17 protein-coding genes are annotated in these 21,870 nt (G+C 61.6%); 11 read left to right on the top strand and 6 right to left on the bottom strand.

Annotated elements, in window-relative coordinates:
- The first annotated feature begins 32 nt into the window (after positions 1–32).
- From KUV41_RS09750 to KUV41_RS09785, 8 genes are all read left to right on the top strand, one after another.
- Complete coding sequence (locus KUV41_RS09750) at positions 33–947, top strand: glycine betaine ABC transporter substrate-binding protein (RefSeq protein ID WP_222485867.1); 915 nt, start codon at positions 33–35, stop codon at positions 945–947.
- Positions 948–989: 42 nt separating this feature from the next.
- Entirely contained in the window at positions 990–2,120 is a 1,131-nt protein-coding gene (locus tag KUV41_RS09755) for an ABC transporter permease (RefSeq protein WP_315900572.1), read from the top strand.
- Positions 2,117–3,061 (top strand): ABC transporter ATP-binding protein, encoded by a 945-nt coding sequence (locus tag KUV41_RS09760; RefSeq protein WP_222485869.1) that lies wholly within the window; start codon positions 2,117–2,119, stop codon positions 3,059–3,061. The genes KUV41_RS09755 and KUV41_RS09760 overlap by 4 nt, the downstream gene beginning before the upstream one ends.
- Positions 3,054–3,779 carry an ABC transporter permease gene (locus KUV41_RS09765; protein ID WP_206939025.1) on the top strand — a complete coding sequence of 242 codons (726 nt, stop codon included), beginning with the start codon at positions 3,054–3,056 and terminating at the stop codon, positions 3,777–3,779. The genes KUV41_RS09760 and KUV41_RS09765 overlap by 8 nt, the downstream gene beginning before the upstream one ends.
- Positions 3,780–4,114: 335 nt before the next feature.
- The gene (locus KUV41_RS09770; protein WP_206939022.1) at positions 4,115–5,323 is read left to right on the top strand and encodes a thiamine pyrophosphate-dependent dehydrogenase E1 component subunit alpha; all 1,209 of its coding nucleotides are present in this window, start codon (positions 4,115–4,117) and stop codon (positions 5,321–5,323) included.
- 1 nt (position 5,324) lies between these two features.
- Positions 5,325–6,302, top strand: coding sequence for an alpha-ketoacid dehydrogenase subunit beta (locus KUV41_RS09775; RefSeq protein ID WP_206939020.1), 978 nt, complete (start codon positions 5,325–5,327; stop codon positions 6,300–6,302).
- Positions 6,303–6,325: 23 nt separating this feature from the next.
- Positions 6,326–7,984: a dihydrolipoyllysine-residue acetyltransferase gene (locus tag KUV41_RS09780; RefSeq protein ID WP_222485871.1), complete on the top strand. Its 1,659-nt coding sequence runs from the start codon at positions 6,326–6,328 to the stop codon at positions 7,982–7,984.
- Positions 7,985–8,058: 74 nt separating this feature from the next.
- Positions 8,059–9,963 carry a protein kinase domain-containing protein gene (locus tag KUV41_RS09785; RefSeq protein ID WP_222485873.1) on the top strand — a complete coding sequence of 635 codons (1,905 nt, stop codon included), beginning with the start codon at positions 8,059–8,061 and terminating at the stop codon, positions 9,961–9,963.
- Here the strand turns inward: KUV41_RS09785 and KUV41_RS09790 are convergent.
- The 4 genes from KUV41_RS09790 to KUV41_RS09805 all read right to left on the bottom strand — a co-directional run bounded on the left by KUV41_RS09790 (position 9,930) and on the right by KUV41_RS09805 (position 14,170).
- On the bottom strand, positions 9,930–10,142 hold the full coding sequence (locus KUV41_RS09790) for a hypothetical protein (protein WP_222238538.1): 213 nt from the start codon (positions 10,140–10,142) through the stop codon (positions 9,930–9,932). The two genes, KUV41_RS09785 and KUV41_RS09790, sit on opposite strands and share 34 nt — an antisense overlap.
- Positions 10,143–10,442: 300 nt before the next feature.
- Positions 10,443–11,129 (bottom strand): DNA-binding transcriptional regulator CsiR, encoded by a 687-nt coding sequence (gene csiR / locus KUV41_RS09795; RefSeq protein WP_206939004.1) that lies wholly within the window; start codon positions 11,127–11,129, stop codon positions 10,443–10,445.
- A gap of 135 nt (positions 11,130–11,264) precedes the next feature.
- A complete protein-coding gene (locus KUV41_RS09800) occupies positions 11,265–12,977 on the bottom strand; it encodes a SulP family inorganic anion transporter (RefSeq protein WP_222485875.1) in 1,713 nt (570 codons plus the stop codon).
- 80 nt (positions 12,978–13,057) lie between these two features.
- Positions 13,058–14,170, bottom strand: coding sequence for an NAD(P)/FAD-dependent oxidoreductase (locus KUV41_RS09805; protein WP_222485876.1), 1,113 nt, complete (start codon positions 14,168–14,170; stop codon positions 13,058–13,060).
- 290 nt (positions 14,171–14,460) lie between these two features.
- Here KUV41_RS09805 and KUV41_RS09810 point away from each other — a divergent pair, with 290 nt between their 5' ends.
- Positions 14,461–16,944 (top strand): EAL domain-containing protein, encoded by a 2,484-nt coding sequence (locus tag KUV41_RS09810; protein ID WP_222485878.1) that lies wholly within the window; start codon positions 14,461–14,463, stop codon positions 16,942–16,944.
- On the opposite strand, the gene rarD is transcribed toward KUV41_RS09810, so the two are convergent.
- Positions 16,920–17,822 (bottom strand): EamA family transporter RarD, encoded by a 903-nt coding sequence (gene rarD / locus KUV41_RS09815; protein WP_222238530.1) that lies wholly within the window; start codon positions 17,820–17,822, stop codon positions 16,920–16,922. The genes KUV41_RS09810 and rarD overlap by 25 nt on opposite strands.
- A 150-nt stretch (positions 17,823–17,972) precedes the next feature.
- Between rarD and KUV41_RS09820 the strand changes: the two genes are divergently transcribed.
- Both KUV41_RS09820 and KUV41_RS09825 read left to right on the top strand, forming a co-directional pair.
- On the top strand, positions 17,973–18,785 hold the full coding sequence (locus KUV41_RS09820) for an amidohydrolase (RefSeq protein WP_206938995.1): 813 nt from the start codon (positions 17,973–17,975) through the stop codon (positions 18,783–18,785).
- Complete coding sequence (locus KUV41_RS09825) at positions 18,785–19,480, top strand: pseudouridine synthase (RefSeq protein WP_206938990.1); 696 nt, start codon at positions 18,785–18,787, stop codon at positions 19,478–19,480. The genes KUV41_RS09820 and KUV41_RS09825 overlap by 1 nt, the downstream gene beginning before the upstream one ends.
- A 24-nt stretch (positions 19,481–19,504) precedes the next feature.
- On the opposite strand, the gene KUV41_RS09830 is transcribed toward KUV41_RS09825, so the two are convergent.
- Complete coding sequence (locus KUV41_RS09830; protein ID WP_222485880.1) at positions 19,505–21,787, bottom strand: GGDEF domain-containing protein; 2,283 nt, start codon at positions 21,785–21,787, stop codon at positions 19,505–19,507.
- Positions 21,788–21,870 lie beyond the last annotated feature (83 nt).

The raw sequence follows: 21,870 nt of genomic DNA on the forward strand, positions 1-21,870 counted from the left end.
AGCATACATTCACATGGAATCAGGTGAGAATAATGAAGCGTCCCTTAGTGTCGGCCGCAGTGGTGGCCACGATGTTGAGCTCTGCCGTGGCCACGCAGACCTACGCAGACGATGCTCTGGTGGTGTCGTCCAAGATTGATACCGAAGGGTCCGTTCTTGGCCAGATGATCCTGCAGCGTCTGTCGGCGGCAGGCCTCGAGGTCGAGGATCGACTGCAGCTAGGCGGCACCAGCATCGTGCGTGAGGCGCTGCTCAATGGCGAGATCGACATTTACCCGGAATACACCGGCAATGGTGCCTTCTTTCATGACATGACCGACAGCCCCGTGTGGCACGATGCGCAACAAGCCTACGATACAGTGAAGGCCAAGGATGCCGAGTTGGGCCTGGAATGGCTTACCCCCGCGTCGGCCAACAATACCTATGCGATCAGCGTGCGCGGCGACGTCGCCAGGGAAAACGGACTCGAGACCCTGGAGGACATGGCGAGCTTTATCAATGACGGCGGCGACTACAAGCTGGCCGCCAGTACCGACTTCGTAGAATCTGCCTTCGCCTTGCCTGCCTTCGAAGCGGCCTACGGATTCTCCCTCGACGATGACGACCTGCTGGTGCTTTCCGGTGGTAATACCGCTGCCACCATGCGGGCTGCAGCGCAACAGACCAGCGGTGTCAATTCAGCGATGACCTATGGCACCGATGGGGGCCTGCAGGCGCTGGACCTGGTCGTGATGACGGACACCAAGGGGGTGCAGCCGGTGTATCAGCCAGCTCCGGTGATTCGGCGTGCCGTCCTGGATAACCACCCTGAGATCGCCGAAGCTCTGGCACCCGTATTCGAGTCGCTGAGCCTGGAAACCTTGCAGCGCCTGAATGGGGATGTGGCCGTCAATGGCCTCGATCCTGCCAAGGTGGCAGCAGATTATCTGGCGACCCTCGAGGACTGATCCATTATCACGACAGTGGCAAGCCGCCGTGGCGGCAATATCGTGTTGCTGACATTGATGGCGCTGGGCCTGATCGCATGGTGGAGCTTGCCGGTGGCCAGCAGCGCTCCCAACCGCATCGTCCCGGGTGACGCTGTCTATGCCTGGCAAGTGGCGGGGCCGGCGATGGCTGTGCTGGCGAGTCTTCCCATGGCCTTGGCGGGCTGGGTCGCGCGCCAGCCCGATCCTGGATGGCGTTCACTGGGGCTCGTCCTGCTGGCACTGTTGGGCCTGCCGTTATGGCTAGTGTTGTGCGTTCATCAACTTGTCGACCCGCAGCTGCCACAGGCGCGCTTGGGCATCGGGGCGGGAGCCTGGTGCACGCTGTTCGTGCTGTTGCTGGCGCTGTTGGATCTGAGGACTCGCCAGCGCTGGCCTGCAGGGCTCTATATCGCATGCCTCTGCGTACCGCTGGTTGTCACAGCGCTATGTCTTCCTCTTGGTCTCGATCGTCTCGCCCTGTGGCAGGAGTATCGGGGGCGGGCGGACGACTTCTGGCTAGCGGTGGGGGAACACCTGTTGCTGGTCGGGGCGACGGTGGCGCTTAGCCTGGCATTGGGCGCTGCACTGGCCCTGTTGATGCGTCGCCTTCCAGCGCTGCAGCGCACCGGGTTTGGGGTGCTCAATTTCATGCAGACGATTCCCAGCCTGGCCCTGTTTGGACTGCTGTTAGGGCCCCTGGCCTGGGCCGCGCAGCGTTTTCCGTGGCTGGATCAGCTCGGTATCAGTGGCATCGGTTGGGCGCCGGCCTTGGTGGCTCTGGTGACCTATAGCCTGTTGCCGATGGTGCGTAATACCTTTGTGGCGCTGGAGGGTGTCGATCGTGGAGTGATCGAGGCTGCACGAGGCATGGGCATGAGTCGAGGGCAGATGTTCTGGCAGGTGCGTTTGCCATTGGCGCTGCCGGTGCTGCTCGAAGGCGTGCGGATTACCACGGTGCAGGCTATTGGCCTGACGGCGGTGGCTGCGCTGATCGGTGCCGGCGGGCTTGGACGTTTTATTTTCCAGGGATTGGGGCAAGCGGCGATGGACCTGGTGCTGCTCGGAGCACTTCCCATCCTGGTCATGGCCATGCTCGCCGATGGTGTATTGGGTAATCTTTCACGGCGTCTTGGTCGGGGAGTCACACGATGATCGAACTCATTCATATCACTAAGCGGTTCGATCATACCGTGGCGGTCGATGATGTTTCGCTGAAAATAGACGGCGGTGAGTTTTGCTGTCTGGTGGGGACGTCAGGCTGCGGTAAGTCGACCACGTTGAAGATGATCAATCGATTGATTGAACATAGCGAGGGTGAGATTCACATCGACCAAAAGCCCATTCGCAGTTTTCGCGAGGACGTACTCAGGCGCCGTATTGGCTATGCGATTCAGAGCACTGGGCTGTTTCCTCACTGGACGGTCGCTCGCAATATTGGTCTGGTGCCGCGTCTGCTCAAGTGGCCGAAGTCGCGCATCGATGCTCGGGTAGAGGAGTTGATGTCGTTGCTTGGCCTGTCCATGGCCGGCTACGCCGACAAGTATCCGGACCAGCTGTCCGGGGGACAGGCTCAGCGAGTGGGCGTGGCCAGGGCATTGGCAGCGGACCCGGACATTCTGCTGATGGATGAACCCTTTGGCGCCCTGGATCCGATCACCAGGGAGACACTGCAGCTGGAGCTGCGGGATCTCCAGGCGCGGCTGGGCAAGACCATTGTCTTCGTGACTCACGATATGGATGAGGCGCTGCGGCTGGCGGATCGCCTGGTGGTGATGCATGAAGGCCGCATCGTTCAGCAGGGCCATCCGCTGCAGCTACTGCGCGAGCCTGCCAATGACTTTGTCGCTTCGCTGTTGGGTGGGGAAGACCGTGGTCTCAAAGAGGCTGCGCTGTTGCCCGTCAGCGAGCGAATGGTGCCCCTTGGGGCAGGTGGGGTGGCTCGTGAACGCATCGATCAGACCGCTTCGCTTCGCGAGGCTCTGTCGGTCATGCTGTGGCGGCGAGTCGAGCGGCTGGCGGTTGTCGATGACGACGACATCCCGATCGGTGAGCTTAACTTCCGGCGCCTGGTGGGAGCCCGCCTCAATGACTGATGTCCTGACACGACGTTGGCTGATGCCTTTCGTGTGGTGCGCGCTATTGCTGGTCGGCTGTCTGGCCATGTCCTTGTTCGAACCCGTCTTTCGTTGGCTTGAGCCCGACAGCCGAGACGTGGTTTACGCTCGGGTGGACTTTCTCGTCTTGCTGGGCCGTCATTTGTTGGTGGTGACCATCGCAGCTGCGTTGGCCACGCTGTTGGGCGTGCTAGGCGCGATTGCCGTGACTCGCCCGGCCGGGCGAGAGTTCCTGCCACTGGTCGCGCAAGTGGCATCGCTGGGCCAGACGTTCCCCCCCGTAGCGGTGCTGGCGCTGGCGGTACCGGTACTTGGCTTCGGCACCTTGCCCATCGTGGTGGCGCTGTTGCTTTACGGTTTGTTGCCCATCGTGCGTAACACCCTGGCCGGTATCGAGGGTATCTCACCTTCGGTACTGGAGGCGGCCCGGGGGATGGGCATGACCGGTGGCCAAATCCTACGCCAGGTGGAGCTTCCGCTGGCTGCGCCGGTCATCCTGGCGGGTATTCGCACCTCCGTGACGATCAATATCGCGACGGCAGCCCTGGGAGCCACGGTCGGTTCGAGCAACCTCGGTGATCCCATCATCTCTGGCATCGTGAACGGCAATACGGCTTACATCGTGCAGGGTGCCTTGTTGATCGCACTGCTGGCGTTGGCAGTCGATAGCGTGTTCGCACGACTTTCCTCGCGTTAGACGTTCTACGCTCGTTAGACGTTTCCCTACCGTTCGACGTTCTTCTTCTCCCGCTGGCGCACCGACGGCCTGCCTTGCAGGCTGTTTGGACGGTGCGTCTGTTCGTAGGCTGCCGGAGCTATTGCTGAAGGCTGGGTGGTTACCAGCATGATGTTCTGGCTATCACGCTAGTGACCGCTGTTATCGCCTAGATTTTCGACCAAAGTCGTGGCTAGTCACGTGAATCAGTTTACGTTAACGTCAACAACGTGCGTTGACCCCACTATGGGCGATCCCCTGGTAGGGGGAAGAAATAACGACAACACTGCCCCCATAAGGGGCAAAGGAACAGCGCGATGACAACGACCGCACAAACGCACAGCCCGGACTTCCTGGCTGGCGACGAATACTCGATTGCGACCTATGCCGTTCTTTCTCAGGACGGCACCCTGTACGACGGCGCCGAAGGCCCGGCACTGGAGCGTGACCAGGCATTGCGTATCTATCGTGCCATGCTGGCCACGCGGGTTCTGGACGAGCGTATGTTGGCGGCTCAGCGCCAGGGACGCCTCAGCTTCTACATGCAATGCACCGGAGAAGAAGCCGCTGTCATTGGCAGCGCCGCGGCCCTGGATGACGCCGACATGATCATGGCCCAGTACCGTGAGCAGGGCGCCCTGATGTACCGAGGGTTCAGTTTTGATGAGTTCATGAATCAGCTGTTCGGTAACGAGCTGGACTATGGCAAGGGACGCCAGATGCCGATCCACTATGGGTCGCGCAAGCTGCACTACATGACCATCTCGTCGCCGCTGGCGACTCAGATCCCCCAAGCCACGGGTTTTGCCTATGGGCAAAAGTTGGCCGGCGATGGCCTGTGCACCATTGTCTATTTTGGCGAGGGTGCCGCGTCAGAGGGCGACTTCCACGCAGCCCTAAACATGGCTGCAGTGCATGAAGCGCCGGTCATCTTCTTTTGCCGCAATAACGGCTATGCCATCTCTACCCCATCCGTCGAACAGTTTGCCGCCGATGGGGTGGCACCTCGAGCCCTGGGTTATCGCATGCATGTGATCCGGGTCGATGGCAATGATGTGCTGGCGGTCTACCGGGCCACCGAGCTGGCCAGAAAGATCGCGGTGGAAGACAACAAGCCGGTATTGATCGAAGCCATGACCTACCGTCTGGCGGCCCACAGTTCTTCGGATGATCCCTCCGGCTACCGCTCGCGCAAGGAAGAGGACGCCTGGCGCGCCAAGGATCCGATCCGTCGCATGCAGCTGTGGCTCGAAGCCCAGGGCTGGTGGGACGAAGAGCAGGAGAAGGCGCTGCAGGACGAACTGCGGCGTGAGGTGCTCGACACCATGAAGCGCGCCGAGAAGCGGCCGCCACCTCCCATCGACTCGATGGTCACCGATGTATATGCCGATGTGACGCCTGCCTTGCAGCGTCAGCTTGATGAGTTGAAGCGGCACGTCCGTCGCTATCCCGATGCGTACCCCCGGGGAGCGCGTTCCCTGGATCCTGCGTTAGGCCAGGATGATGACAGCCAGGGAGGAGACTGACATGCCTACCATCAACATGCTGCAGGCCATCAACCAGGCACTCGACATTGCTATGGCCGAAGACGACAACGTGTTGTGCTTCGGCGAGGACGTGGGAGGCTTTGGCGGGGTCTTCCGTGCCACCAGTCATTTGCAGGAAAAGTACGGCAAGGCGCGCTGCTTCAACACCCCGCTGGTCGAGCAGGGGATCATCGGCTTTGCCAACGGTCTCGCTGCCCAGGGCTCGGTGCCAGTGGCCGAAATCCAGTTCGCCGACTACATCTTTCCGGCGTTCGACCAGATAGTGAATGAAACGGCCAAGTTTCGCTTTCGTTCAGGGGACCTGTTCAATGTCGGTGGGATGACCATTCGGACTCCCTACGGCGGCGGCATTTCAGGCGGGCTCTATCACTCCCAGTCCCCTGAGGCTTATTTCGCCCACACCCCGGGGTTAAAGATTGTCGTACCCCGTAATCCCTATGAGGCCAAGGGACTGCTGCTGGCTGCGATCCGGGATCCGGATCCTGTGCTGTTCTTCGAGCCCAAGCGCCTGTATCGCGCCTCGACCGGTGACGTGCCTGAAGGCGATTATCAGCTGCCTATCGGGGAGGCTGAGGTAATCAAGGAGGGAGCCGACGTCACAGTGCTGGGCTGGGGCGCCCAGATGGAGGTCATCGAGCGTGCGGTAGAGATGGCAGAGAAGGAAGGCATCTCCTGTGAGGTCATTGACCTGCGCACCATTCTTCCCTGGGATGAGGACACGGTGGTCGAATCCGTGCTCAAGACCGGCCGGCTGGTGATTACCCATGAGGCGCCTCGCACCGGTGGTTTCGCCGGCGAGATTGCGGCGACGATCCAGGAGCGCTGCTTCCTCTATCTGGAGTCGCCGATTCGACGGGTGACCGGGCTGGATACGCCATTTCCGCTGATCCTGGAGAAAGAGTACCTGCCCGATCACTTGAAGATCTATGAAGCCATCACCGCCTCACTTCACTACTGAGACGGCGCCGGGAGAGTCACGAAATGACGGAATTCAAGCTTCCTGACATCGGCGAAGGGATCGTCGAGTGTGAGGTCATGGAGTGGAAGATCGCCGAGGGCGATCGCATCGAAGAGGATCAGCCGGTCGTCGAGGTCATGACCGACAAGGCGCTGGTGGAGATTACCGCTCCCGAGGCTGGCGTGGTCACTCGCCTGCATGTAACCAAGGGGGAAATGGCGCGTGTTCATGCCCCGCTGTTTGCCTATCAGGGTGACTCGGAGGCTGCTGCTGGCGATGCCAACGAGGCGGGCGGTGATGCGCTCAATGGACAGCAGGACGCGGCCTGCTCCGCAGAGACTGCGCCTTCTGCCACAGCGTCGAACAGACGCCGGGTGGACTTTGTGCTGCCGGACATTGGTGAGGGCATCGTCGAATGTGAGGTGGTCGAATGGCACGTGGCTGTCGGTGACTCGATCTGTGAAGACCAGCGCCTGGTCGACGTCATGACCGACAAGGCTATGGTCGAGATCACCGCCCCCGAGGACGGTGTGGTCGAGGCGCTGTATGCAGAGAAGGGCGACATGGCGAAGGTACATGCGCCGCTGTTCGGGTATCTTGCCGATGGCGTGGAAGAAGGGCCCGCTGGGCCAGCCGCGCAGGCAGCTCCCGCTGACAGCGCCGAGTCCCGGCCCACCGCTGAGGGATCGAGCGCATCAGCAACCATAGCTGGCGCGGCCACTCGCGAGCAGCGCGCTCATGAAACGCGGGGTGCTGGGCGCGGAGCCTTCGGCCGAGTGCCGGCCAGTCCGGCAGTGCGCAGGCTGGTGCGGGAGCACCAACTTCGTCTGGAAGAGGTGCCAGGCAGTGGTCGCGACGGTCGCGTGCTCAAGCATGATGTACTGGCCTTCCTGGAGCAGGGGCAGCAGGTGGACGACCAGCAACAGCGTGACGCTTCGCATCAGCCCGTCCAAGCGGACCGCTCTGAGTCGTCGGCGGTGGAGCGCAGCGAGCCATTGCGCGGCGTGCGTGCAGCCATGGCAAAGCAGATGGTCACGGCGGCCAGCACGGTTCCCCATTTTCAGTATGGGGAGGAGATCGATGTCACTGAGCTTCTGGCGCTGCGTGAGAGGTTGAAACCTGTCGCGGAGAAGCAAGAGATACGGCTGACAGTGATGCCATTCTTCATCAAGGCGCTGGCGCTGGCATTGAAGGACTACCCAATTGTGCAGGCGAGACTTGATGATCAGGTCACCCAGATTCTTTACCCCAGCCAGTGCAATGTGGGCATGGCGGTAGATGGCAAGGCCGGCTTGATGGTACCGAACATCAAGGGTTGTGAACGCCTGACGCTGCTCGAGATTGCCGGTGAGGTGCAGCGACTTACCTCCGCGGCGCGGGAAGGGCGCGTGTCCGCGTCAGATCTCAAGGACGGGACCATCAGTATCTCCAATATTGGCGCGATCGGGGGCACCTATGCGGCGCCTATCATCAACGTACCCGAGTCTGCGATTGTTGCCATCGGCAAGACCCAGTGGCTACCGCGTTTTGATGCCGCGGGTAATGTGACGCGGCGCGCCATCATGACGGCGACCTGGGCGGGCGACCATCGCTTGCTTGACGGTGGCACCATTGCACGCTTCTGCAACGCCTGGAAGGGGTATCTTGAAGCCCCTGAAAGCATGTTGCTGCACCTGGCCTGATCAGGTTCACTGTAGGCTCCCTGGGGCCAGGCGTGAGGCGCGCCTGGCGCCTGGGGTAGGGTGGAGGAAGCACCATGGCCCCAGCACCGCTGCAGCAGTTCTACATTCCGGAAGATCAGTCCATCTACCTGTTGAGTCAGGACGATGCACGCAAGCTGAAGGAATGGGTCGCGCTGTGTCAGCAGCAGCTGGAGCAGCTGGGCTATCGACAGATCGAGCTGATCGGCAAGGGCGCCTACGGGTTTGTCTTCGCCGGCATCAGCGCCGAACAGCACCACTACGTCTTCAAGTTCACCCGGGTAACCTTGCCCCAGCACCTGCAGGACAGGCTGGAGGAGGAAGCCTTCATGCTTGAACAGGTGGTCCATCCCCGAGTGCCTGCCCTGGTGGCCTATCAGCGGGTGCGGCATCAGCCCATCCTGGTGATGGAACGTGCACCAGGACTCAATCTCGAAGAAGTCTCGCTGCAACAAGGGCGCCTGTCGCCGCGTCTGGTGGTACGGATTGCCACTCAGCTGGCCGATATCCTGCGTGAGCTGCGACGGGAGACAACTCCCGCGGGGGCGCCACGGCGGCCAGTCGTGCATGGCGATATCAAACCCTCCAACCTGGTCTTCGATGCCCGCGACGAGACGGTGGCGCTGATCGACTGGGGCTCTTCGGTCTTTGCTCAGCTGGATGCCCGACGCCAGTTTGTCAGCGCCAATGTGATGGAACTGATGTCAGACAACCTGCAGCAGACCAATGCCCGTCTAGGCGACGTCTACTTCATCGGTGAAGAGCAGCTGGGAGGGGCCCTGTCATCGCCGCGATTTGACGAGCAGGGTGCCGCCGGGACCCTTTATGCGCTGGCGTCCGCACAATCCTGTCGGTTTGGTCATCGCGCTATTCCGGCGACCTCGTTGGGTCTTCCGATGGAGTTTGCCAGGACCCTGGATGGCATGCTCGACCCTGACCCAGAGGTCAGGCTCAAGGCGGGTGATCACTTTATCGCCGAGATGCCGCGGATGGGACGCCTGGTCATGCTCGAGCTCCCTTTGCCACAGGAATCACCGCTGGTGCCGGTGTGGAGTCGTCCCGCCCGACGGGAGATTGACACGGTGGTCTACAGCTCACGCAAGGCCTTTCTGCGGGAAGAGGGGGTCGAGGAGACCTTGGCCGACGTCAACGACGTCCAGCTTGACCGCTACTACCGTAACTTCATGCAGGGCATGGGGGAGACAGAGAAGGCGTTTCTGGCAGCGGTCAGCCGGCTGGGCAAATACCCTGTCGTGGGAGGACTCGCCGTTCGTTGGGAAGCGGATGGCGTCTACATCGACTCGTCGCTGAACGTACATGACCCGCAGGTGAAAGTGGCGTTCGTGGCCGCCGTCAACAACATGGTCACGCTGGCGCGCGCGATACACCGCCGGGGCATCTTTAAAAGCTGTCTGTTCAACGCGAGAGACACCTTGCATCTGGAACGCAGCTCTCCCGAACATCCTTTCGTGGTGGACCCGGGGCTTGCCCTGTCCTACGAGGTCAGTGCCGTCCCTGAGCTGGAGGATCGCTCTCGCCTGCACAGCTACTTTGAAGATGGTCCCGATCCTGAAGAGCTACTGGTGTTACCCGACGCCATCATCAGTTCGCTGCAAGCGCTCAATGATATTCATCACACCGGAATGATCATCTTCGAGGTGCTGCCTTCACACCTGAAAATTCATCATCACTACCGATTGCTGGATCCGTCGAGAGAGCAGCAGTTCAGGGACTGTCTGGAAGATATTGTGGATGCGGTGAAACTGATAGAAGGGTTGGGCATCTCAGGATTCATGAAGATGCCGTACAAGGATACCCGGTTCTTCCCCCATGTGGCCCGTCAGCCAGAACGCTACTATCCCCGAGACCCCCGTGCCGCTCTGGCGCGAGCACAAGAGTCCCGGGAAAGGACGACGCTGGCGAAGGGTCAGGCGCCTAGCCCGCTTTCTCGCAGCAGTTGATCAATGGAGCGTTCGGCGCGCTCGCTGCCGGCGCCCTGCTGTGCCAGCTCTGCCTCAAGTACCTCGGCGCCCTCGCTGACCAGACGCTCGATCAGAGCCGCCTTGGTCATGCCCGTGCGCTCTGCCAGTAGGTCCAGGCGAGCCTCCAGCTCCCGTGAAAATCTCAGTAAGTGGGGCATGATGTCTCTCCGGTGGCGACGCAAGCGTCATACATGTTCATGGAAAGCATAGGATTACCCGATGACACTGCGGTGACAAGCCCTAAGGAAACAATGAATGCCTGCACCGCCGATTCGCTGCGTTACGCGCTGCTCGAACTCCCCATCTCTACCGCCTAGGCTCCGGATTCTGCGCTGTGGGCGCCTTTCGCCGCTCAGCTGATGCACGCAGCGCGTCCCTAGCGATGATGGACCTTGCAGCCGCCGCTGTCTTCCTCACCTCCGAGGTAACAGCGCCGGCCCAGTGGGGGGAGTCAGGGTTCAGCTCAGTCCACGTTTGGCCATCACGTCGGTGATGATGGGTACCGGGGTCATCAAATGGTCCCGCATCATCTGTCGCGCTTTCTGCGTGTGTCGTGACAGCACTGCCTCGGTCAGTGCTGCGTGCTCATCGCGTTTGGCGGCCAGGGCCTGGCTCGAGAAAACGGTCTCGCGCAGCCACAGGTGTCGATAGCGCTCTACCTGGTCGAACAGTGCTTCGCGCACCTGCATCAGGTGAGGTGAGTTGCAGCCGGCCACAATGGCACTGTGGTACGCCTTGTGGCGCTTGTCCCACAGATCCAGCAGCTCATCAGAGGAGCTGACGCTTTCCACCTTGGCCAGGGTATGGGCGGTGGCAATGATATTGGCTTCCCAGCGATCATCGCCACGCTGAATGGCCAGTTCGAGCATCAGTCCCTCAAGTTGGGCACGGGCGTCGTAGAGATCTGCCAGCTCCGCCAGGGACATGGGGGCTACGCGATAGCCGCGCTGGCTGATCGCCACCACCAGGCGATCAGCGACCAATTGGGAGAGCGCTTCCCGCAAGGGACCGACGCCCAGCTCATAACGCTCCTTGAGTCCCGCCATGAGGAGTTTTTCCCCGGGCGCGAAGGTGCCCCGAATAATGTCTTGCTTCAGCCAGCGGTAGGCGCTGATGGCGAGGTTCTGCTTGGGTGAGTCTTCCATCTCGTGGCCCGTCCATGTATCACGCCGCCATCTTACCTGAATGGCGCAGCGCTCGACATTCGCCTAAGGCCTTGGGTGTGCCGACGGGTTAGCCATCGCCCCGGGTGTCGTTCAGGGGGGCTGGTTCAGAGTGTCTCAGTCTCGCGGGCGCCGCAGTTCGGACCAGGCCGCAAAGGTGCTGAGAAACACTCGCCCGGTCAGGGCATCGAGGAAGTCGGAATGCTTCAGACGGTCCATGACCGGCCCCTTGACCTCGGCGAGGTGCAGCGTGACCCGTGAGTCCTTGAGCCTGGCGTTGATGGCGTCAAGGCTCTCCAGCGCGGAAGCGTCGATCAGGTTGACGGCGGAACAGATCAGCACGACATCGCTGAGCTCCGGGCGTTGGGTCACCAGCGAGTAGAGCGTGTCCTCCAGATAACGTGCGTTGGCGAAGTACAGGCTCTCATCGACGCGAAACAGCGCCAGGTGACTGACAGTCTCGACCTCGTGACGGGTGACCGAGCGAAAATGCTCGCTGCCGGGGATGCGCCCCACGATAGCGCTATGGGGCTTGCTGGTGCGATACAGGAACAAGGCAATGGACAGGCTGACCCCCGCGATGATGCCGGCCTCGACACCTTCCACCAGGGTCAGCAGCATGGTCACCGCCAACGCTGAAAAGTCGCTGCGTGAGTAGCGCCAGGTCTGACGCAGCAGGGGGATATCTACCAAAGTGAGAATCGCCACGGTGATGGTCGCGGCAAGCGTTGCAATCGGCAGGTGCTCGAGCAGCGGGGTCAATGCCAGGGTCACCGTGCCAATGCCAAGCGCCGCAAACAGGCCAGCCATGGGCGTTCGGGCACCGGACTCCTGGTTGATGACCGTGCGTGACAGTCCTCCCGTGACCGGCATGCCCGCACTGAAGGCAGCGGCCAGATTGGCTGCCCCCAGGCCGATCAATTCCTGGTTGGGTGCGATACGCTCACGGCGCTTGGCGGCCAGCATCTGGGCCATGGAGATCGATTCGACGAAGCCCACCACGCTGATCAGCATGGCGGGTACCAGCAACGCGTGCCATAGCGGCAGATCAATGTTCGGCATGGCGAGGGAGGGTAGACCAGCGGGGATCTGACCTACGGTGTCGACCCCGTAGCGGGCCAGGTCAAGCTGCCAGCTGAGGAGCGTCGTCACTACCACCGCCACCACCGGACCCGCCTTGACCAGCAACCTGGCCAGGCCTTCAGGTAGCCGCAGCGCGGTCAGGGCGGCCACGCCGTATCCGCGCATCAGCCATAGCGACAGCAGGGTCGAGGCGCCTACCGCCAGGGTCGGCCAGTTGATGTGATCCAACTGCTGTACCTGATGGGTGATCAGCGCCAATGCGGTGTAGCCGCCGGCATCAATGCCGAGCAAGTGCGACAGCTGGCTGATCGCGATCAGCAGGCCTGACGCCGACAGAAACCCTCCGATGACCGGGTGGCTCAGGAAATTGGCGAAGAAGCCAAGACGCAGAAAGCCCATCAGCGTGAGCATGAGGCCGGACAGCAGGGCCAGGACCAAGGCGGCTTCGATATACGCGGATGTCCCCTGGGTTGCCACATTGGACAGCGCCGCCCCCGTCATCAGAGCGATGATGGCGACCGGGCCAACGGCGAGAGAGCGACTGGTGCCGAGCACGGCGTAGGCCACCGCCGGCAGCAGGCTGGCGTAGAGTCCGACGACCGCGGGAAGTCCAGCCAAGATGGCATAGGCGAGTGACTGGGGAATCACCATGACAGTGACGATGATCCCTGCCAGGAGGTCGCTCCCACACAGTCGCGGCGTATAGTGTGGCAGCCAGGCCAGGATAGGAATGTAGCGCTTGAGCATGGGCAGATTGACGTCCTGGTCTTGGTGAAGTGGCGGCGTAGCGACTTGTCTGATCGGCCCTCATCGTCCATGGATGTAGGTTACGCCGGAACCCTGGTCCGCCGCATGAACCCCATGTCCAGATGCCGCTTCCAGCGACTGGCGAGTCGTCCGCCCCACCAGTATGACCCGTAGAGAGCCAAGGCCTCGCCATGGCACAGGTTGATGATCGATAGTGCCCGCTTTGGGGGATGGTAACGCTTGAGTGGCTCCTCGGCGAGGCTGGCCAGCAGGTTGTGCGCGAGAATGGGTCCTTGTCGCACGCCGTGCACCCCAAGACGTGGCAGCGGCTGGTCGATGATGGCGGCGCAGTCACCCGCGGCGAACTGGGTGGTGCTGCCGTCGATCCTCAGGTCAGCCGCTACCGCGATGCCGCGTCCCGCTAGAGTGGGGAGGCCCAGATGGGCCAGGTTGTGGGGCGGAGCGAGGCCCCTGGCATCGATGATATCGCTGGCCTCGTCATCGACCAGCGGGGGCAGTGAGGTCGTCTCTGCGCGGGGATGGACCCGCAGCGTGATGGCGCGCCGATCGAGACAGTCACGGACATAGCGCTGTGCGCCCGCGGACGCTTGTGCCAGGGGGCCGTTACCGCGATGGTGCAGGTGAATGGGCAGCGCCATGTCGGCTACCCCGTGCCGGCGGGCTAGCGCCCTGGTCGCGCAGGCGACTTCAATGCCGCTGGCGCCAGCGCCGAGCACGTGAAGGCTCAGAGGCAGATGATGAAAGCGCCGCTCCAGACTGCGCCGACACTGCAACAGGCGCGGTATCGGCTTGACTGGCCAGTAGTGAGGTGAATCTTTCGTCGTCGAATGCACTGGCAGAGGAGCGAGAGGAGCCGAGCCCAGGTTAAGGCTGAGGTAGTCAAAGGATAGCCAGGAGCCATTGCTCAGCCTTCCTCGCTGTTGCTCATGGTCAAGTGCCACGAGCCTGGCACGTATGACGTCCACACCGTTCTGGCGGCAAAGCAGCGCGGGGTCGATACGGTCTTGCGAAGGCCTGTGGTCGCCGGCCAGCACCCCGCTGGCGAGACCTGAATACCAAAACCCACCTGGGTCCACCAAGGTGATGCGAAAACGCTTCAGCAGCGCGTTCTGTCTCAGCAGATAAAGGTGCGCGTGGCCGGCACCGACCAGCAGTAAATGGGGTAGGGGCATGGTAGGCAAGACTCCTGAGTGAGCTCAGATGGTGCGCAGTTGTGGGTACGACGTCAAAGTCTGATGCGAATGACGGCGTCACCCTTGGCCTTTCGGCTGACGGCTATCCCCTTTGATGATCAGTGTTACCTCGGATGAGAGTGCGAGATTGGTGGTCGTGGGCCCTAAGCTCATGACAGGGCACCACGAGCCGTCTTGTGTGGCTAGCCCCTCTCTCGCTGATCCTGTCGATGGACCGGCTCTAAGCAGGCCGCTCTGCTGCTTGCAGTGGACTAACGGAGTTTGTCTCCATGTCAGTCACCTCAGCAATGACACGACCAGGGCGACGTCGGATCATGCTGCTGGTTGTCCTGTGGGCGGCCGGGTTGCTGCTGGCGGTAAGTCCTGCCCCGTCACGCGCCAATGAGGCCGCGGGTGACGCCTCGCTGCTGCTGTTGACGTCCTATCATCAGGGGTATCGCTGGAACGACGATATCGTGGCCAGCGTGGAAGCACGCTTTGCTCACGAGACGGCGACGGCCGGCCGGTTCCAGGTGGAGTATCTTGATGCGCTGCGTCTGCCCGGGCACCTGGCCGATGAAGCGCTGTTGGCGAGACTGCAGCAGGCCAGTCTGGATCCCAGGGGGAGTCTGATTCTCACCGACGACCCGGCCATGGCCTTCTATCTTCGCTATAGAGACGCTCTACCATGGCCCGAAAAGGTGGTGGCATTGGGTTTGAACGATGACCTGCTCAGGGTCGAAGCCGAAGCTGCAGGCGTCAAGTCCTTGAAGTCCTATCCCGTCATGGCCCAGTCCCTGAACATGTTGGTGGATACCTTTGGCGCGCCATTGCACCTGATCTTGCTGGGGGAAAATACGGAGCACGCCTACAACGTCATTGATGACATGACCGAGGTGGTCGGCAGTGTGCGCGATGTCCAGCTGGTGGATGTCATCCACGGCTGGACGCCCGAGCTCGTCCTCGAGCGGCTTGCGCGCAGTCCGCCCGGGACACGGCTTTACATGCAGGGCGGGCGTGACTCCGGTTGGAACGAAGGGCCGGGCAGCACGGCGGAGCGGCTTGAGGCGCTGGCCCGACAGAAGGTACCCGTGTTCTGCCATTTTGCCTTTCAGATGGCGGTGGGGTGCGCCGGTGGCGCCATCCTTGATATCGAGTTCCTGGCCCACGCGGCGGTGGAAGTCGCGCTGACGCCAGCGTTTGAGTTGGTGCCCGCCAGCTCCTCGATCATGGCACAGCGCTATCTTATCCATGCACGCTGGTATCAGCTGTTCGATGGTAAGGAACATGTCGCCTTTCAATGGGTCGGTGTCAGGGGGCGTCTGGAACAGCTGACCCGCGGCTATCAGCAGGCGGTCGTGGGAATGGTGGCGGTCACCCTGACCGGCCTGCTGGTGGCGGTCATGCTGCTGCTGTCTCGCTTTTCATCGCTCAGGCGACGTCGCCGCCTGATGGTGGATGATCGTTTCCAGCTGCCCACGCGCATGGCCCTCGAATCAGACTATCAAGGCCCTCGCTGTGCAGAGATCGAATGGCTATTCCTGCTCGCTGCGCCAGAAGTGATCCGCTATCGGCGGCGCCTGGGCAACATGTGTCTCGAGGCACTGTTACGTTCCAGTCTGGATGCTCTTTCTGCGCACCTGCCCAAGGGCTGGCGCCTGTATATCGGAAAGGATGAGCGCATCATCGGTGCCATACCTGCACACGTTCACGGTCCGGACGTTGAGTCACAGCTCGATAGCTATCTGGCGCTGGTGTGCAAGCGACAGCAGGCGGCGAATGAAAAGGTGTTGCATTGGTATGCCTGTGTGACCCTGGTGCCTGCGCATACCAGTAACCTGAACGCCTGCCTGAGCGCCCTCGATGAGGGCATGCAACGGTTGGAAGCAGAAGGCTGGGTGCGCCCGATACTGCGGGTGGTGGCCGCTGGTCCCTACCAGGAAACCCATCTACGCTGGCTGTGCCGCCAGGTCGGTGTCTTGATCGAAGAACCCGACACCCAGTGGCGGCTGGTGGCTCAACCCAAACTGGCCCCGCCCAACCGCTCCCTGGTGGGGGTCGAGATGCTGATTCGGTGGCGACACCCCGAGGCCGGAGACATACCACCAGCGGACTTCTTGCCGGTCATTTTGATGCTGGGCTTGGCCGAGCGATTCGACCGCTGGGTGATCAAGCAAGCGCTGGACTGGCTCGCTTCATTGGTGGCCCCGACGGAGTGGTTGCACTGTGTCTCCGTCAACGTGCATCTCAGCAGCCTGCTGGCTGAAGACTTCCCTGACTACGTGTCACAGCAGCTGGCGCTACGCGGGATTGCACCCGAATGTCTGGAGCTTGAGTTGGTGGAACATGAAAATGTCGACGATGTCGAGCAGGTGCAGCGTCAGATGCTGGCGCTACGGGAGCGTGGCATTGGCATCGCCTTGGACGACTTTGGCTCAGGCTACACCGCGTTCAACTTGTTGCAGCGACTGCCGTTGACGTCGATCAAGCTGGACTACTCCTTGCTGCATGCCGCACGTCGCTTCGATCAAGCCCGTCAGGCCTATGCGGCCCTGGTCGGGCTTTGTCACCGCATGGAATTGTGCGTGGTGGCCGAGGGTGTCGAGACCATTGAAGATGCCAGTTGGCTGGTGATGCTAGGCGTCCAGGAAGGTCAGGGATACTTCTTTGCTCCGCCAATGGAATTGGGGGAAGTGGCAGACGTGTACGGCACCTGCCTGCAGCGTCCCTCGTCGGTCAACAGGCTAGCCTACCTGGTGGATCGACGGGGCTGAAACAGGCTTGAGCACGAGTAGAGCAATAGTGCGATCCAGATTAACGCGAAAGTCGTCAGCTGCGCCGGCACGATGGGTTCATGGAACACCCATAGCGCAATCAGAAACTGAAGCGTTGGGTTCAGGTACATCAAGAAGCCCAGGGTGCTCAGGGTCAGCCGTCTCGCCGCCCCGGCAAACGCCAGCAAGGGTAGGGCGGTCAACACACCGGAGGCGACCAGCAAGGCAGTCGTGTAGGGGGGAGCCGCAATGAGCTCAGGGGTGAAGTGGCTTGGCTGCAGCGGCAGCAGCAGTAGCGCCAACGGCAGCAGCAGCAGGGTCTCGAGAAACAGCCCCGACAGGCCATCAAAGGCCAGCTGCTTGCGCAGCAAGCCATAGGTGCCAAACGAGGCGGCAAGACTCAGGCTCAGCCAGGGCAACGACCCCAACTGGAACAGCTGAAGTGAGATGGCGGCCACGGCCAGGGCGATGGCGACGCCCTGGACCAGCGTGATCCGCTCTTTCAGGACCAGTACCCCGAGCATCACATTGACCAGCGGCGTCATGAAATAGCCCAGGCTGGCCTGGAGGACCCGATGTGTCTCGACCGAGTAGATGTAAAGCCCCCAGTTAAGCCCGATCAACAGCGCGCAGGCCATCGCTGGCAGCCACTGGCGCGGCGCGTGGCGCAGTCGGGCGATGGCCCCCCAGCGCTTTAGCAGGGTAATGACCAGGGCCAGGAACAGGCACGACCAGATCACGCGATGGGCCAGGATCTCCAGCGCGCTGACCCCATCGAACAAGGCGAAGAACAGGGGGAAGGTGCCCCACATGCCGTAGGCGAGAAGCGCAAAACCGACACCCTGGAGTGATCCGGTAGCGGGGGAGAGTCCTTTCATCGAAAGAGCGTCCATAACACAGGATAGGGATCGATGCAGGGCGTGCATCGGCCAGCCACATTAGCACACTCTTGTCGGCGGCATGGTGGCTTTGGTCTCGGCGGCGATGTCGTTTAGTCTAGGCAGACGAACTTCACTGACGAGATCACCATGTCACAGCTGCGTACCACTCTGGTTCAGTGCGACCTGCGCTGGGAAGACCCCTCCAGCAATTGCCGGATGCTCGAAGACACCTTGGCCGATCTGGGTGGCCGGGAAACCGACATGATTGTGCTTCCCGAGATGTTCGCCACCGGGTTTACCATGAATTCCCGCGACATGGCACAGCCCATGGCAACCAGCGAGGTGGTCCAGTGGCTGCGTGAACAGGCCAAGCAGCGTGACTGTGTGATGACCGGCAGCGTCGCAATAGTGGATGAAGGGCGTTATCTCAACCGTCTGATATGGGCGCAACCCGATGGTGGCCTGCACTGGTATGACAAGCGGCATCTGTTCCGTATGGCGGGCGAACATGAGCGCTATGACATGGGCCGTGAGCGGGTCATCGTTGAGCTCAACGGATTTCGTATCTTGCTGAGCGTCTGCTACGACCTGCGATTCCCGGTCTGGTTGCGGCAGCAGGCAACCCAAGGTGCACCTTTCGAATATGATGCCCTGCTGTGTGTGGCCAACTGGCCAGCACCGCGGCGTCACCCATGGCGCGTACTGCTGCAGGCGCGGGCGGTGGAAAACCTGGCTGCGGTGATCGGGGTCAATCGTGTGGGCGAGGACGCCAAGGGGTTAAGCTATGCCGGAGATTCGATGCTGATTGATGCCAAGGGAGATGCGCTGATCGATGAGCCCCGTGATCGAGCCTTCGTCCGGACCGGTGTGCTCGACAGGGAAGCGCTGTCGGCCTTTCGCGAGAAGTTCCCGGCATGGCAAGATGCCGACGATTTTACCCTTGACCATGAGACCTACTGATGCGCCTTGACCGTTTTCTCAGCGAAACCACCGATCTCACTCGCAGCCTTGCCAAGCGTGCGCTGATGCGCGAGGAGGTCACGGTGAACGGGGAAGTAGAGAAGAAGGCCGCGCGCCAGTTAGCGCAGGATGACAGCGTCAGTTGGCAAGGCCAGCCGCTGGCGCTAGTGGGGTTGCGCTACATCATGATGCACAAGCCTGTTGGCGTAGAGTGTACGGCCAGGAGAGGCCTGTACCCGCGAGCGGTGGACGCCATTGATCTACCCAAGGCAGAACGGCTCCAGCCGGTGGGGCGACTGGATGTCGACACCACCGGGCTATTGTTATTGAGTGATGACGGCCAGTGGTCCCACCGCATCACCTCCCCGCGTCACCGCAGTGGCAAGCGCTACCAGGTGACCTTGGCACGAGACCTGGAAGATCCCGAGCAAGCGATCGAGCAGTTTGCCGAAGGGGTGCTGCTGGATGGGGAGGAGCTTCCCACGCGTCCTGCCACTCTGGTATGCCATGGCCCGCGCCAGGTCGAACTGACCATTGTCGAAGGACGCTACCACCAGGTCCGCCGTATGTTCGCCGCGATCGGCAACCACGTCGAAGCGTTACATCGTCACGCTATTGGAGCACTGACGCTGGATCCTGAGCTCGCTCCGGGTGAATGGCGTGAGCTGACTGACGCGGAGCGAGCCCTGTTTTAAGGGCTGTTAAAGCTGGGAGCGCGCTCACTGAGGGGTGGCCAGAGTGATTCTGGCTCGCCCCGCGTTCTTCGCCTGGTACAGGGCCTTGTCGGCGAGTTCCAGTAGTTCATGGGGATCCTGGGTGGTGGCAGGAAAGCTGGCAATGCCACAGGAGACGGACACCGTGCCCAGGCTGTTTCCTTCATGACGGAAGCTGGCGCTGGCCAGTGCCTCACACATTCGGCGCATGCGGTGTTGAGCATCTTCCGCGGCCGCCCCGGGCAGCAGTACCACGAATTCTTCCCCGCCAAACCGGCACACCACGTCAATGTCACGGAAGCTGTTGGCGAGCATCCTTCCGACTCCTTCCAGCACGCTATCGCCCGCGGCATGGCCATGCTGGTCGTTAAACTTCTTGAAGTGGTCGATATCCAGGATGACCACCGCCAGCGGACTTTGCTTACGTAGTGATATGGCGCTCTCGTGGGCGAATAGCTCCTCGAAGTAGCGCCGGTTATTGAGCCCGGTCAGGTCATCCCGGTAGGACAGGGCCGACAGCTCCTCCTGCAAGGCGATGCTCGACAGCACCAGCGCCAGCCGGCTCACCCCAAGCTCGATAAAGTGATAGGTGCGATCCCAGTATTGTGGTCGACGCACGAGAGGGCCCTGGGGTATCACACAGATCACGCCGAGGCGACGGGGCTGTCGTCCCGGACCGGTGACATCCAGGGGAAAGGTCCAGCGTGGCAGCTCATCAACGGAGGTCCCGTTCACCGGCACGGTGCGTTCGCTGCGCATTTGCTGAAGCAGGTCCTCGAAGTCCGGCAGATCGTCGTCCCCACGTGCCTCCAGCGGTGGAATAGTCGAGCCATCCAGACGCGCTGGAGGGCAGTGGCTGGTGGGCCAGAATAGCTCGAGGTGCATGGTGTCGGGTTCGTCCTGGGGCCGATAGAAAGCCCCGCTCATGGGGGCAAGGATGTCCGGCATGGCCCGTTGGGTAAGGTCGAGCGCCTGCTCAAGGGACGTGCAGGCTTGCAGCGAGTCGATCAAGTTGGCAAGGCGATGCGTCTTGCTGTGCTCGTTGGCGAGCAACCTGGCCCGCTGACGCTCACGCTCGGCGTAGGTCTCGAGCTGTCGGGTGCGTGCCGTGACCTCTTGCTCCAGCTGGTTGTTGAGGTGCTCCAGCTTGCGCTGCGAGCGTGCGTAGTGGCGTGCCGCGATGACCACCATGGCGAAGATGAAGGCCAGCGCACCAAGGTGCACAGGAACGCTCACCCAGGACACAAAACCGTGGGCCACGACCATATCGATAACGGTGACCATGCTGAAGATGGCATAGCTGGCGACGATCAGGCGCTGGTTGCCATCGAAGGTCCTGCGGTACCTGAACAGCCAGCGTGACATGTAGGCGAGGGCGGCCAGCAGGAGGATATCGAAGACTGGAAACGTGGTGGGTAGGGTGACGATGTCCAGCATGGCCAGTGCGGGTGCTCCGGCTGCATAGCCGACGAGACACAGCCACAGTCGGCGAAGGCCCCTGCGCGGGATCTGCGGGAACCAGTGCTCCAGGATCAGCGCCATGGCGATTGGCAACGAGAAGTAGGCCAAGGCGGCCACATAATCCCACGCCAGCGGCGCAAATAGCAGTAGCTGGCTGGCATCACTTTCCGCCAGCACCATGGAGCCCGCCGCCAGCGAGAATAGCCCGATACTGCCAAGTCGCCAGCGCTCGGGTTGCGTCAGGATCAGGATCAGCGCGAGCAGAGCAAGGATCAGACAGCTGAGGGCGATGATGATCTCCCCACGTGTCTCCGACAGGATGGTAGGGAGAACATCGGCCCTCTCCATCAACACCACCTTGCCCCACAGGCCGATATCCTTGTAGGTCGACTTGATTCTGAGATACAGCATCTTGTCAGCGACCGGCGTTGGCAGGTCGATGACGTGCCAGGTCCAGCCGGCGAATTCCCCGGCGGCCCCACCCTCCAGTGAGCCATGGCGATAGATCTGCAAGCCGTCGACGTAGGCTTCCCCCACCAGGTTCAAGCTCGAGATGAACAGGACCGGCTGATGCCAGGCACCGTCAGGTAGCTGATGGCGAATCCATAGGCTGTTGTTGTGGCCGCGCCCCGGCGGATTACCGACACCCGACAGGGGTTGCCAGGAGGTATCAGCTTCATCTAGCCAGACGAGGCGTCCGCTGCTGTCTCGAGGAGAGTCGCCCCAACGGTATTCCCATTGGCTATTGAGCGCCAACGCGTCGCTGAGTGCCTGCCCACTGGCGAGCCACCCGACGGCGAAGAGGAGAACAAGACAAAGGCGGCGCATGGCAGGACCTGTAACGGCTGATCCGGCCAGTATAGAACGAGGTATCCTCTGGTTCACTTGATGAGGCTGACATTCCCATTAAC

It is taken from the genome of Halomonas sp. DP8Y7-1 (assembly GCF_019801685.1).
Taxonomy (GTDB): Bacteria; Pseudomonadota; Gammaproteobacteria; order Pseudomonadales; family Halomonadaceae; genus Halomonas; species Halomonas litopenaei_A.